This window comes from Haloactinospora alba (assembly GCF_006717075.1).
Taxonomy (GTDB): Bacteria; Actinomycetota; Actinomycetes; order Streptosporangiales; family Streptosporangiaceae; genus Haloactinospora; species Haloactinospora alba.
This window is the reverse complement of record NZ_VFQC01000003.1, coordinates 236,039-249,973: the sequence shown is the minus strand read 5'-3', so window position 1 is coordinate 249,973 and position 13,935 is coordinate 236,039. Positions and strand designations below refer to the sequence as shown.

General features: G+C 60.5%; 9 protein-coding genes. All 9 read right to left on the bottom strand.

Annotated features, from left to right (window positions below; translation table 11 throughout):
- Positions 1–276: 276 nt before the first annotated feature.
- Complete coding sequence (locus tag FHX37_RS21635; protein WP_141926129.1) at positions 277–651, bottom strand: hypothetical protein; 375 nt, start codon at positions 649–651, stop codon at positions 277–279.
- Positions 652–1,643: 992 nt separating this feature from the next.
- A complete protein-coding gene (locus tag FHX37_RS21630) occupies positions 1,644–2,381 on the bottom strand; it encodes an RHS repeat-associated core domain-containing protein (protein ID WP_141926128.1) in 738 nt (245 codons plus the stop codon).
- A gap of 347 nt (positions 2,382–2,728) precedes the next feature.
- Positions 2,729–3,172: an RHS repeat-associated core domain-containing protein gene (locus tag FHX37_RS21625; protein ID WP_170181675.1), complete on the bottom strand. Its 444-nt coding sequence runs from the start codon at positions 3,170–3,172 to the stop codon at positions 2,729–2,731.
- Positions 3,173–3,458: 286 nt separating this feature from the next.
- Entirely contained in the window at positions 3,459–3,941 is a 483-nt protein-coding gene (locus FHX37_RS21620; protein ID WP_141926126.1) for an RHS repeat-associated core domain-containing protein, read from the bottom strand.
- Positions 3,942–4,902: 961 nt separating this feature from the next.
- Positions 4,903–5,568 (bottom strand): RHS repeat-associated core domain-containing protein, encoded by a 666-nt coding sequence (locus FHX37_RS21615; RefSeq protein ID WP_141926125.1) that lies wholly within the window; start codon positions 5,566–5,568, stop codon positions 4,903–4,905.
- 543 nt (positions 5,569–6,111) lie between these two features.
- Positions 6,112–6,756 (bottom strand): RHS repeat-associated core domain-containing protein, encoded by a 645-nt coding sequence (locus FHX37_RS21610; RefSeq protein ID WP_141926124.1) that lies wholly within the window; start codon positions 6,754–6,756, stop codon positions 6,112–6,114.
- Between the two features lie 350 nt (positions 6,757–7,106).
- Complete coding sequence (locus FHX37_RS21605) at positions 7,107–10,283, bottom strand: RHS repeat-associated core domain-containing protein (RefSeq protein WP_141926123.1); 3,177 nt, start codon at positions 10,281–10,283, stop codon at positions 7,107–7,109.
- A 1,730-nt stretch (positions 10,284–12,013) separates the two neighbouring features.
- Complete coding sequence (locus tag FHX37_RS21595) at positions 12,014–12,670, bottom strand: class I SAM-dependent methyltransferase (protein WP_246062490.1); 657 nt, start codon at positions 12,668–12,670, stop codon at positions 12,014–12,016.
- A 142-nt stretch (positions 12,671–12,812) separates the two neighbouring features.
- The gene (locus tag FHX37_RS21590; protein WP_141926122.1) at positions 12,813–13,895 is read right to left on the bottom strand and encodes an Rv2578c family radical SAM protein; all 1,083 of its coding nucleotides are present in this window, start codon (positions 13,893–13,895) and stop codon (positions 12,813–12,815) included.
- Positions 13,896–13,935 lie beyond the last annotated feature (40 nt).

Below are 13,935 nucleotides of genomic sequence, written 5' to 3'. Positions count from 1 at the left end.
ATATGTCGTTGGATATATTTTTACAAAAATTTCCTCATTTATAAATCCTTGTTGTTGGAATTAAAGTTGCGACGGAAAGCGAAGATACCCTAAGGAATATCCTGCTAAAAACTTTTATGTGGCATTAATATTTATCGCTCCACGGCTAGGTATTTTGTGTGTAGCTGTTTCGCTGAATGAGAGAATTTGTACAAGCAAGCGGACTGACGAAAGAGTGGTGAACGAATCGGATGCGCATGCCAAAGTAGGCACAGCGGAACCTTTTGAGGTTTTCTCTCAAGATGGCTGGCTACCTGCTGTCCAGATTCTATCGGCTGCCTGTTCCATATGTTCCCTGACAGTGCGAGTCCCAAACTCGGGAAAATACTTGTACTCATACTTCCCAGGATTGACTTCATAGTGAATGTACATGGTTTTTTCATCACCACAGTCCCACACCGACAGATTTGCTGGTATGAATCTTTTTCCGCCCAACAAGACCCCGAATAGACGGAACATGAACGGCGATCCATGTTCAGCCCTGAGGACCCTCCCTTTTGTAGTAAAATTTCTCCAACCAACTTTTTTCAGCTCCACCATCACTCTTTCAAGGACATCGTCGCGGCTTCCGCTGAAGGGAACTTTCCTCGAGTAGGTCAATGGCTTTTCCATGCTTGATAGTGCTCCATATGCAGAGGCGAGATTACTCCGAATCCCATATATGAACTATTCTTGCACTTGCGGTGTCCTCGCAACAGACGCCACGACCCCGCCACCAGAATCTGACACCTCCTAGCCGTCGACATCGGATCTCATTCTCGAAATCATCGACGACTTAGACCCGCATCATCCTTCCCTGTATTTCTAATGAAAGGAAATCCAAAGTATGCAAATCCAGACAAAAAGAAGGACAGTTCCACCCCCCAGCCACGCACTAAATTCGATCCTGACAATCGTCCTCCCCTTCTTGGACAGGTGACGCGTTCGCAGCATCCCCAGGAACGAATAAACGACCAAGACGAATGAGGTAAAGGCGAACATTTTCTCCACTTACTAGCGGGCAGCCGGCACGACTTGCTGACTGCCCGCGATCCGCGCCATTCAAGTCAGCATGACATCATTCCATGAATGGACCCGCCGATTCCTACGACTGTGACTCCTAGCATGATTGCTGGCATAGCAATACCCCCTGTGGCAACACCTCCGGCGATGGCGGCAACACCGTAGGCTCCGTATGAGTACGACGCCATCCCCACCAACGAAGGTTGTAACTCCCCATACACAGGAGGCATTGAGTCCTGTTGGGTCGGTGTTGTTGATGGGGTCGAATTGGGTGCAGACGTAGAGGTCGTCTTCTTACTGTGAGGAGTCGTGTTTGGATGAAAGATTCGGTTTCCTTGGCGGCTTCGGAAGAGCCTTTGTCGCTATGCTTCAGAAATTACTACTGACAAACGAAGCAATCGCGAAGAAGGCGCAGAGAATAACCAAAGACGCTTCGATTTTAGAAAATCTCCGGTTTCGGTATACACTTACAAGCATAGCCAAAGAGAACGCAAATGCAATCAACATTAGAGTCATTTGCATTAATGGGCGCCTTTTTGGTGAAGTAAAACGGTCAGATTTGCATTCAGTTTATTTGTCTGGAGAGGCTATATTTTTGGCACCTAGAAGATATTCTTATAGGCTGCGTATCCCACCCCTGCAACAACCCCTCCTGTCCATCCGATTCCGAATCCGATCCCGCATCCGATAGCTCCTCCGAGTACAGGCCCTGCTCCCCCGGCTACGATTCCGGGCATTCCGGTGTATGCCCCCGCGACTCCCCCCACGACGCATCCGCCGGCGGCGGCAGTCATGCCAAAACCTGTGCCATACCTGGCTACATCTGAGAGATAGTCCAGCCCTCTGGGGTCGCTGTTGTTTACCGGATCACATCCTGCGTAGGTGTATTGGTTGTTTTCTTGCCAGGAGGGGTCCTGCTGGGTGAAGCGCTCGGTGAAGTGCGACATGTAGCGATGCCCCATCGCCTTGTCGCCGTTGTCGAACTCATAGGACCCGATATAGGTGAACGGGTTCGACCCGGCCACCGCACCCCCGCTGCCGGCCGTGGTCGCTTCGGTTTGGCCGTAGGGGGTGTAGTCGTAGGCCACGTCCGGATCGCTTGAGTCGGTTCCGTCCTCGGCCAGGGCGAGGGTGGAGTTCTGGGCGTCGGTGGCGGCGTTGTAGCGCTGGCCGCCGGTGATCATGCCCAGCATCCGCCCGTCCGGATCACGCACATACCGGGTGCGGTCCCCGTCGTCCTGTTCGATGCTGGAGATGCCCAGGGCGGTGTTGGTCAGGGTCTGGGTGGCGGCGTTGTCACCGCTTCCTTGGGTGATACCGCTACGCTGAGACGAATTCACCTTTTTCTTAAAAAAAGATATCCCAAGAAAGCGGAAATTATTATAGAGATCAAAAAAACAAAAAAATATATCGTTGGATATATCTTTACAAAAATTTCCTCATTCGCAAACCCTCTTATTGTTGGAATTGAGGCTGCAACGGAAATCGAAAGAACCCCTAAAGAGGATCCCGCATAAAGACTTTTATCTGGCATTGAGATTTATCGCTTCACAACTGGATGGTTTGTGTGTAATTGTTTCTCTAAATGAGAGAATTTGTACACGTAAGCGGACTGACGAGAGGGTGGTCAACGAACTCTCTCGTCAGTCCGCACCGTTAACCAAAACTCTTCACTGGATCACTGTTGCTAGTAGCAGTTGCGGACTACATCAAACATTGCGTATCCCTGTCCGGCTTTATAGAGTCCAAGACTCCAGCCCAGTGCTGCAGCGCTTGGGCCAGCGGCGGCTCCCGCGGTTCCGAGTGTAGCCGCGATGCCAGCAATTCCAATTACTGTGGTGACTCCGAACCCAATTGCTGACCACTGGCAAGAAGTTAGCAACCCGTTTGGGTCGCTCTTGTTGATGGGGTCGCATTCGGCGTAGGTGTATTGGTTGTTTTCTTGCCAGGAGGGGTCCTGCTGGGTGAAGCGGTCGGTGAAGTGCGACATGTAGCGATGCCCCATCGCCTTGTCGCCGTTGTCGAACTCATAGGACCCGATATAGGTGAACGGGTTCGACCCGGCCACCGCACCCCCGCCGCCGACCGTGGCCACATCCGCGTCCCCGTAGGGCGTGTAGTCGTAGGCCACCTCCGGGACGGAGGCCACGGATCCCGACCTACTTATTAATCTTCCTGTTTATTCGGAGCAAGAAGACAACAAACGAAACCACTCCCAAAATAGAGAAGAAATAAAAGTAGAGGTGGGATTGCATTCCCCAGGAGGCAATCGCAAGGAGTATGGAAATCACCAATGCCAAAATAGAGATGACAGTGGCAAATCGTGTTTCACCAAAAATGAAGCTTCTCATGGCTCCTGCCAACTTAGTCTTTCTCCTTGACCGGAAAATGCAGCCCAGGTAAGAAAAAGGGGGAATTCAAGAAACTGCGTACGCTATGTTTCCACCGACAAAGCCTCCTACGGTACCCAGGAGAAGCCAGTTAGTGCCACCGTAGATACAGCCCCCAATGACACCTCCTACCGTTCCAGGGGGGCCAAGGGAGCTTCCGAGTGCTCCTCCTCCGATACCTCCAAGCGCGCACCCTGCGGTCGCCCCGGCGCCGGCTCCGTAAGCCGTCCAATTCCTCACAGTTCCCCAGTAGCTACTCAGCCCGCTGGGGTCGCTCTTGTTGATGGGGTCGCATTCGGCGTAGGTGTAGAGGTTGTCCTCCTGCCAGGAGGGGTCCTGCTGGGTGAAGCGCTCGGTGAAGTGCGACATGTAGCGATGCCCCATCGCCTTGTCGCCGTTGTCGAACTCATAGGACCCGATATAGGTGAACGGGTTCGACCCGGCCGCCTGATCGCCGTCTCCGGCCGTGTCCGCTTCGGCGTCCCCGTAGGGGGTGTAGTCGTAGGCCACCTCCGGATCGCTTGACTCGGTTCCGTCCTCGGCCAGGGCGAGGGTGGAATTCGGGTGGTCGGCGGTATCGTCAAAGCCGCGCTGGCGTTCACGGTTCTCGAAAATAAAGTCGCTGATAACATCTCATCCGAAAAACAATGGAGCCAACAATGTCCCTATCAATCCTACAGTAAATAGTGATATTCCGATGATGAATATTTGTAAATTTGGCACGTCCTTCTGGTTTTGATTTTCCATGAATGGATTCCTAGTTCACAAATATCGGGCATCTTTGACCGATAGTATAAAGGTTTCCCATATGGAACCCGAACGTTCCAGCAAGACCGATTGTAGCGCCAACCGCTCCGACAGCAGCTGCGCCTCCTGACGCTGCGGTTGCCCCATAAGCCGCAACAGTCGTGAGTGCCATTCCTGAGAACATGAGGTGTGACATACCTGCGTTGAAAACCGCTCGCCCGCATGTGACCAGCCCACTCGGGTCGGTGTTGTTGATGGGGTCGCATTCGGCGTAGGAGTACAGGTTGTCTTCCTGCCAGGACGGGCCCTGCCGGGCGAAAAGCTCGGTGAGGCGCGAAAGATACTGACACACTACCAACTTGTCTCCGTGGTCAAATAGCATGGTCCCAGTGCAAGCAAATACTGACCGCCATTATTATATTTTCACTTAGCTCTCATCTTGGCTTGCCATCTAATGTTTTTTGCGGTAAATAGCGTAACAAAAGAAACAGGTGACAACCAGAAAAAATAAAAGGGCCATCAGAAGTGCTGGAACCTGATTGCTCGTAATCTTCTCATGGATAACAAATGATATCATAAGACAAGAGGAGATTGCTATAAACGGCCAAGCTGGGAACGGTTTTTTCTGTGATTCGTTTGCCATATTTACACTCAAAAGAGTAAGCAGAGTGGCCCCGTCGCTGGGCCACTGACACGAATATTCAGCTTCGGTAGGGCGAGCAGTTTATACCCACTTGGACAGCACCGATAATTGCGCTCCCTGCAGCCAGGCCGAAGACCACGGTTGCTCCAATGAATCCTGCGGGGCCACCCCACCAGATCCATGCCCCACGTTAGCCAGACCCCACGCTAGCGAGAACATACTGCCCGCACACAGCCCCGTGGGGTCCATTTTGTTGATGGGGTCGCATTCGGCGTAGGTGTAGAGGTTGTTTTCTTGCCAGGAGGGGTCTTGTTGGGTGAAGCGGTGGGTGCGTTGGGAGAGGTAGCGGTGGCCGAGGGCTTTGTCGCCGTTGTCGAGTTCGTAGGCGCCGGTGTAGGTGAAGGGGTTGGTCTGGGCCGCTTGGTCGCCGCTGCCGGCCGTGGCCGTCTCGGTTTGGCCGTAGGGGGTGTAGTCGTAGGCCACGTCCGGATCGGTTGACTCGGTTCCGTCCTCGGCCAGGGCGAGGGTGGAGTTCTGGGCGTCGGTGGCGGCGTTGTAGCGCTGCCCGCCGGTGATCATGCCCAGCATCCGCCCGTCCGGATCACGCACATACCGGGTGCGGTCGCCGTCGTCCTGTTCGATGCTGGAGATGCCCAGGGCAGTGTTGGTCAGGGTGTGTTCGGTCTGGTTGTCGCCGGATCCTTGGGTGATGCTGCGCCGCTGGGTGGAATCAGCGGCTCGGGCCATCCGGTTCCCGAGGTGCGGTATGTCCTACCCCTCGGGGCGGCGATCGGAGACGGGTCGGCTGGCGACTGGCAAGTCGCACGGCGCCCCGTCCCCGACCCAACGGCTCCAGGATCAGTGTGGCCTCACCTCGATGCCGTTATCGACGAATTCGCCGACGCCCGAAGCGAACGGGCCACACTATTCTCCTCTATTTTCCCGAAAGTGGCTCACTGTTTGGAGGATTGCGCATCCGATTCCGAATCCGACAACCCCTTCAAGGGAGAACATGTCGATATTGTCGGTGGGTATCATTTTTTCCATTCCGAATGTTACTAGCCCGAATATCGATACAGCGACCATCCACTTGAGTACGATTTTCAGGATCTTCATCCTAGTGCTGATTTCAGTATGGGGCTGCAGGGGCTTTGTTTTAAATTTTCACAAAATTTAGGCTCTCTGTAGCTGCAGTGTAACACCGTCGAGTTCGTCCTGACGGGTCTGTATCAACGCGGAACTATCACCGGACAGTGCGTCGACTTTAGGATGCTAAGGCATGCGGATAGCTCACCAGTATCCGATCGCTTTTCCTGCGCCTGTGGTCATTCCTCCTACCATTCCGTACCACATGGCATTTCTCGCCTGGGCTTGGGAACCACCGGCGATGAGTGCTCCTGCGCCACCTCCAACAGCGCCGTAGAGGCCTCCGGCCACGGCCGCACCGGCGGCACAAGCGACCACAGCGGTTGCAACGCACATGCCGGCGACACCAGCAGCTGCGGCCCCGCCCAGCACTGTTCCGGTGATCGTCCCTACGGTCCCGGCAAAGCTGAGCAGTCCACTCGGGTCGGTGTTGTTGATGGGGTCACCGGCGGCGTAGCCGTAGAGGTTGTTTTCTTGTCGTGAGGGGTCTTGTTGGGTGAAGCGTTCGGTGAAGTGGGACATGTAGCGGTGTCCGAGGGCTTTGTCGCCGTTGGTGAAGGCGTAGGCGCCGGTGTAGGTGAAGGGGTTGGCTTCTGCGACCGTGTCGCCGCCGTTGTTGGTGGTGGTGTCGGCTTCGCCGTAGGGGTCGTAGTCGTAGGCCACCTCCGGATCGGTTGAGGTGGTTCCGTCCTCGGCCAGGGCGAGGGTGGAGTTCTGGGCGTCGGTGGCGGCGTTGTAGCGCTGCCCGCCGGTGATCATGCCCAGCATGCGGCCCTCAGGGTCGCGCACGTAGTGGGTGCGGCCCCCGTCGTCCTGTTCGATGCTTGCCCAGGCTGATACTGCAGCGCATCGAGGTCCTTTCGGCCGAACCACGTGACGAAGGCCCTAATTGCACCTCGAAATTATTAGATGAAGTATTCGATTAACGCGAAACTCGCTGATATAAAAAGAAGTATTATGCATCCATGAAGGTACCAAGAACGATGAGGGGAAGATCTTTTGAAGTGCAGCAAGAAAAAGGCCAAAGAGAAAGTCAATAAGATGTTTGAGGTAATGCCCATTATTGCCAATAAAGCACCTTGTGTTTTTATTTCAAGACCGACGCGGGGCGGAACTGGGTTTCCGCCCCGCGTTCTAAACTAGCAACTATGATACATTCCTGCGATTCCGCGACCCATGCCGTATATGGCAATACCAGTAGATACAGCAGCGATTGCGATAGGAGCTGCGGCTACAGCGACTGTACCAGCCAAAAGCGCGGCTACACCATAGACGGCAAAGTGGTAAGAAATGTATCCGGTAATAAAGTCACCGATCGCCCACCCGCAAGCAGAAAGTCCGTTTCGGTCCATCTTGTTGATGGGGTCGCATTCGGCATAGGTGTAGAGATTGTCTTCCTGCCAGGAGGGGTCTTGTTGGGTGAAGCGGTGGGTGCGTTGGGAGAGGTAGCGGTGGCCGAGGGCTTTGTCGCCGTTGTCGAGTTCGTAGGCGCCGGTGTAGGTGAAGGGGTTGGTCTGGGCCGCTTGGTCGCCGCTGCCGGCCGTGGCCGTCTCGGTTTGGCCGTAGGGGGTGTAGTCGTAGGCCACGTCCGGATCGGTTGACTCGGTTCCGTCCTCGGCCAGGGCGAGGGTGGAGTTCTGGGCGTCGGTGGCGGCGTTGTAGCGCTGCCCGCCGGTGATCATGCCCAGCATCCGCCCGTCCGGATCACGCACATACCGGGTGCGGTCGCCGTCGTCCTGTTCGATGCTGGAGATGCCCAGGGCGGTGTTGGTCAGGGTGTGTTCGGTCTGGTTGTCGCCGGATCCTTGGGTGATGGTGCGGCGCTGGGTGGAGTCGGCGGTGTCGTAGCTGACCTGCAGGTCCGACGCGGAGTTGCCGGCGTCCTTGTCGACCATTTGGCCGGTGGGGCTGTAGTCGATGTCGGTCTGGCCGGCCTCGGTGAGGTTGCCGGCTTGGTCGTAGCCCAGCTCGGTGTCATCGACCTCGGTGACCTGGTCGGCCTTGTTGACCTGATAGTCGGTGTCGCCGGCGGAGGTGAGGTTGTCGGCCTCGTCGTAGGTGTAGTCGGTGTGGCCGTCGCTGGTCAGGCGGCCGCGCTCGTCGTAGGTGAACTCGCGGCTCTGGCCGTTGACGGTGCGCGACTGCAGCTTGGTGGTGTCCTGGCCGTCGTCGTCGGTGTAGGAGTAGGCGGCCTCGGCCAGGGTGTCACCGTCGGCGTTGGCCATCACCGACTCGGTGAGGAGCCCGGCCTCGTTGTGGTCCAGGCTCTGGGTGGCCCCGTCGGGGAAGGTGATCTCGTCGCGGTTGCCGGCCTCGTCGTAGCCGATGGTGGTCTCGCCGCCGGAGTCGTCGGTGACGGTGGTCAGCCGGTTGGCGGTGTCGTAGGCGTAGTCGGTGGTGGCGCCGTGTTCACTCAGCGAGGTGAGGTTGCCGGCCTGGTCGTAGGTGTAGTCGTAGGACTCGTGGTCCTGGCCGTCGTCGCGGCCGGTGTTGGCGACCTCGCCGCGTTTGTTGTAGGCGTGGGCCACGGTGGCCTGGGGGGTGTGGGTGGCGGTGACGTCGCCGTTGGGGTTGTATTCGGTGGATTGCCGGATGTCGCCGTCGTGGACGATCTCGACCACGCGGTCGAGCTTGTCGTAGGCGTACTCGAGGGTGGTGCCGTTGCCGTCGGTGACGCTGGTGACCCGGGACAGGGCGTCGTAGGTGAAGCTGGTGGTGCCCAGCGGGTCGGGTTGGTCGATTTCGGTGAGGTTGCCGTCCTCGTCGTAGGAGAACTCGGTTTTGGCGCCTTGGCCGTTGGTTTGGGAGGCCAGGGTGCCGTTGTTGTTGTACTCCAGACTCTGTTCGGGCTCCTCGGCGCCGGGGCGGCGGATCTGGGTGAGGTTGCCGCGGTCGTCGTAGTCCAGCTCCACCTCCTCCTCGGGAGCGGTGATGGAGGTGGGTTTGTGCGGGTTGGCCGAATCGGCGTATCCGATCTGGTATTCGGCGCCGGAGGGCAGCTGGGTGCCGACCATGTTGTTGAGGTCGTCGTAGTCGTAGGTGGTGGAGGCTCCGGCGGGGTCGGTGGCGGCGGCCACCGAGGCCGCGGCGGTCCAGGTGGTCGAGCGGGTGTTGCCCTCGGGGTCGGTGGCCTCTTCCTGGCGGCCCTGCTCGTCGAAGGTGTGGGTGGAGGTGTTGCCGCGCGGGTCGGTGACCTCGGTTTCGGCCTCGCCGTGGTCGTAGGTGGTCACGGCGCGTTCGTCTCCGGTGACCGGCTGGTCCAGCTCGGTGAGTTGGCCCGCGGTGTCGTGGTCGAGGTTCCAGGTGTGGCCGCGGGCGTTGGTGATCTCGGACAGGTGGTTGTTGTCGTCGTAGGCGAAGGTGATGTCGTTGCCGGCGCGGTCGGTGATTTCGGTGAGTTGCCCGTCGGCGTTGTAGGAGTAGTCGGCGGCGGTGGCTCCGGTGGGGTCGGTGATCTCGGTGAGTCCGATGCGGTTCTGGTGCCAGTCGAGTTCGGTGACGCGGTCCTGGTCATCGGTGATGGAGGTGATCAGGCCGTCGTCGTCGTAGTTGAGGGTGGTGGTGTTGCCGTTGTGGTCGCTTTGGGCATATAGCCACCCGTCGGCGGTGAAGGTCCACATCTGGTCGGCGTAGGGGCCCTGGTGGAAGGTCAGGGCGTAGCGGCCGTTGTCCAATTCCTCCAGGTCGGCTTCCATGTCCTCCGGAGACGCGAATGTCCCGTCGCCCTGGTCGGTGAAGGTCTCGCAGAACCCGGAGGGTCCGCGGAAGACGACGTCGTCGGAGTCGGTGATGAAGTCCAGGCCCACGTCGGTGCCGGTGTTGAGCTTCCACCCGTTGGTGCCCAGGTCCTGGCTGTTGTAGACGCTGGACAGCGACAGGTCGATGCCGGTGCCGGGGATGGTCAGCTCGCGGTGGCGCAGGACGGTGTTGCCGTTCTCCAGGTTGACGTCCAGTTCCAGGCGGTCGCTGATCTGGTGGCGCTGGAGGGGGTAGTGGTCCTGGACGCCGCGGTTGGTGCCATCATCACAGGAATCCTCGGCGTCGATGTCGGTGTCCTGGGCTGACAGGCCGTCCTGCTGGTCGGCCTCGCGTTCGTGGGGTTGCTTCCAGTCCTCCTCGGGCGGCTCGCCACCCGAGGGGTCCCGGTCGACCTCCTCGTCGGGCTGCCAGGAATCGCCGGACGGCACGTCCTGGGTGTCGGGGCTGCTGTTCTGTTCGGCGTGGGCGGGGGTGTGCAGCAGCGCTGCGGTCGTGACGGCGGCGGTGGCCACCGCGATCGAAGCGAGCCACCCTCGCGGGTGTGCGGGTGCGGGCATGTCTGTCCTCACCTGGTCGCGCGTGGGGGAGTTGTCGCACCACACGTGTGGTGCGACAAGCACGAGGGCAACGGCGTGCCGGCGGTGCGGTGCGAGACACCACCGCCCGGGGGCTGCAACGCGAGCACCGTGGATGGTGGTGGGATCGCACATGGGCCGGCGGCACACGAAGAGAAGAGGGGTGGGGCGCCTCCTGGGACGGGGGGTGAGAACCCCTGCGGCTCACGGGATCTCTCAGAGTGTTCTCAGTTTCGGTTCAGGAAGCACTCAAACATACGGTCTTCTGTTCCGCACCCACCCCCCGTGCCGTTCGTGGTTGGGGTGGCCGTGGTCGGGGTGTCTGGCCACGGGCGGGGGTATCGCGGTGGTCTGGAACGGCGTAGGACGATGACCAGCACTAGGGTTATCCCGCGGGAGTCCGGGGTGTGTTCAGCTCCGGCCACGGGAATAACCGAGGGTTTGTCCCGGGTGTCCAGGGGGCGGGGTGGTGGTGTGTCCCCGCGGTGGGTGCCTCGTGTGGGTCACTGTCGGGTTCGGCTCTCCCCGCCGGGGTGCTGTGGGCCGGTGGCCAGCACCACCACTAGTGGTGTTGCGGAAGGGAAACGAAAGGGAAAAGACAAGGAATACGCGGAGAAGCGTGCGCGTGCTACCACCATCAGAGACCAGCAAGAGCTCGTCATGATGACACCGACTCCGCCGCAGCCCACACCCCCATCGCCTTCTGCTGATCTTTTCATTAGTTGGGTGGGGCAGGTGGGTAGTCTGCGATCATCGCGGCATGCCCCCATAGTTGAGCGTGACGCTTCTGAGGCGCCCCCGTTGCCCCGATCCGTAGACGGCCGAGGCGCGGCGGTTGCTGACAGTGCGACTGGGGTGGAGTCTGCAGCGGGCCCGAACGCGTGAGCGTGACGAGACCGCGATCGCGCACTGGACGGTCCGCGGGTGACCACGCATCACAAGGGGGCCGTAGAAACCGGGCATGGATCCTGCTCTTCGACGAATCGGGCATTTCGCTGCGGCCGTAGGTGCGCCGCACCTACGGCCCCCGCGGAGGCACTCCCACTTTGGCCCACCGGCTGAACTGGAAAACGGCATCCATGGCAGCAGCCCTGGGGTATCACAGCGTCGATGAAGGGCGTGGAGCACGATTGTGCTTCCATCTCACGCCCGGCAGCTATGACACCGGTGTTGGAAGAGATCAAGGTCTTCTACGCCGGTTAGCCCGTGGTGCTGATCTGGGACGGACTCGGCGCGCACTGGAGCTGGGCCATGCGCGACTAGATCGCCGCCCAGAACTGGCTCACCGTGGAACGCCTGCCTGCCTAGGCGCCTGCGCTCAATCCGGTGGAGATGCTGTTGTCCAGCCTCGAACCCGCGAGCTGACCAATTTCGCCGGTGACCACCTCAGCGAGTTCGCCGGACCGGCATCAACCGCGTCTGCACCGACGAGCACCTCCCCCGGCCCCCTCCTCGCCCACGCAAAGCTGGACATACACCACGAAATCCCAACCAACTAATGAAAAGATCAGTAGAAGTCAGAGATGTGAGAGTCCCTGTCCTTCTAGCGTTACGTGTGCGAACTTCGTCCGGATCGCTGCGTGATATGAACAGCGCTGTCATCACCCACGTCACCTTTGAAAACGCCCTGCGCTGCTCCTACACCCTCCCGGGAGAGGACGCCGCCGTCTCCGCCACACTCCGTCAGGGAGCCGGCACGGCGGACGGGCTGGTTACTCGGATGGGCGGCGCGCCACGAGGCGTTCGATGACGCCGGCCTTGAACCTGTCGCGCTGCTGTACGACGAACCCCTGTTCCCGCAGGGTCAGCAGGGGACGGCGTGTCATCCTCTCCCCGTTCCCCGGGCTGGTCACACTCATCAGCCCCTGGACGGTCAGCAGGAGCCCGCGCACGGGCAGCGAGGAGGAACGCACGTGGTCCAGCAGCAGGAGCTGGCCACCGGGACGCAGCACACGGCCGACCTCGGTGACGGTGGCCTCCAGGTCGGGCACCGAGCACAGGGACAGCGCGCAGAGCACGGTGTCGAAGGAGGAGTCGGCGAACGGGAGGTGCTGCGCGTCTGCCTCGCTCAGGTCCACGTCCATACCGAGCTCGCGGGCGCGTTCCCGGGCGATCCCCAGCATGCGGGGGCTGAGGTCGATGCCGGTCAGGTCCACACCGTCCGGGTAGAACGGCAGGTTGCGGCCGGTGCCGATCGCGACCTCGAGGGTGGCGCCCTCGGCTTTCGAGCACAGCCACTGCCGGCTGTCCTCGAGGAGGAGCCGCTCCATACGGGCGATCGCCCGGTCGTAGCGCGGCGCCTGGCGGTCCCAGTACCGCCGCATGCGGTCGGTGGCTCCGGACTTCCTGACGTGCGGTGACGGTGACACAGCGATCCTCCCCTGCCCGACAACCGGTGAGGGACGCCCCCGCACCGGCCGGTGGGGCAGATACGAGGTTCCAAACAACCACATCCCCGCACCGCGGGACAACGGAAACCGCGCACGGACGGACGGCTTTTCGCCCGCCCCGCTACATCAGGGTGAGCTGGTGCCCCTCCGCCCCGCCCCGGTCCGCCCCGTCCCGCTGGCTCTCCCGGTGTTCCGCCGCGCGGGGGCTCTCGCCGGGACCGTGCAGGCCGTGCCGGTGGGCCGCCTCGCGCACCCGCTCCTGTACCGCCTTCTGGTACGCCCGGGGCGCGTAGGCGCCGTGGGCGTACAGCTCCCGGTAGTACGGAACCAGGTGAGGGTGGTTCTCCGACAGCCAGGAGAGGTACCACTCCCGGGCCCCGGACCGCAGGTGGAGCACGATCGGGGTGACGCTGCTGGCTCCCGCCTCGGCGATGGCGGCCACCGTCTCCTCGAGCTGCGCGGCGGAGTCGGTCAGCCCCGGCAGGACCGGCGCCATCAGGACCGAACACCCGATCCCCCGCCGGGTGAACTGGCGCACCACGTTCAGCCGGCTGGTGGGGCGGGGAGTGCCCGGTTCCACCGAGCGCCACACGGTGTCGTCCACGGAGCCCACCGACACCGCCATACCCACCTCGGCCCGTTGGGCAGCCTGTTCGATCACCGGCAGGTCGCGCAGGACCAGTGTTCCCTTGGTGAGGATGGAGAACGGGTTGGCGAAGTCCCGCAGGGCGGCGAGGATGTCAGGCATGAGCCGGTAGTGGCCCTCGGCCCGCTGGTAGGGGTCGGTGTTGGTGCCCATGGCGATGTGGTGGCCGCCCCACCGGGGGTCGGCGAGTTCGGTTCGCAGCACCCGGCCCGCGTTCACCTTGACCATGATCTTGGTGTCGAAGTCCCGCCCGGAGTCCAGGTTGAGGTACTCGTGGCTGCGGCGGGCGAAACAGTACACGCAGGCGTGGCTGCACCCCCGGTAGGGGTTGACGGTCCATTGGAACGGGACGTCCGAGGCTGCGGGTACCCGGTTGAGGACGGAGCGGGCGCGGATCTCGATCGCCATCGGACCCTCGTCGCTGCCGGCGTCCACCGGCTCCGGGCCGGGGGTGGACAGGCCGGCGCGTCCGGTGCCTCGTTCGGGCTCGGCCATCACCTCGCCCCGGTCGAACAGCGCGCTCTCGTCCGCATCCTCCCGAAGTTCCTCCCAGCGCATACCCTTTATTCGAACACGGATTCGATCGTGTGTCCAGCAC

Coding starts and splice junctions, on each gene's coding strand:
- FHX37_RS21605 (WP_141926123.1), bottom strand. CDS start 10,283: ATGCCCGCACCCGCACACCCGCGAGGGTGGCTCGCTTCGATCGCGGTG.
- FHX37_RS21590 (WP_141926122.1), bottom strand. CDS start 13,895: ATGCGCTGGGAGGAACTTCGGGAGGATGCGGACGAGAGCGCGCTGTTC.
- FHX37_RS21635 (WP_141926129.1), bottom strand. CDS start 651: ATGGAAAAGCCATTGACCTACTCGAGGAAAGTTCCCTTCAGCGGAAGC.
- FHX37_RS21615 (WP_141926125.1), bottom strand. CDS start 5,568: ATGGCCCGAGCCGCTGATTCCACCCAGCGGCGCAGCATCACCCAAGGA.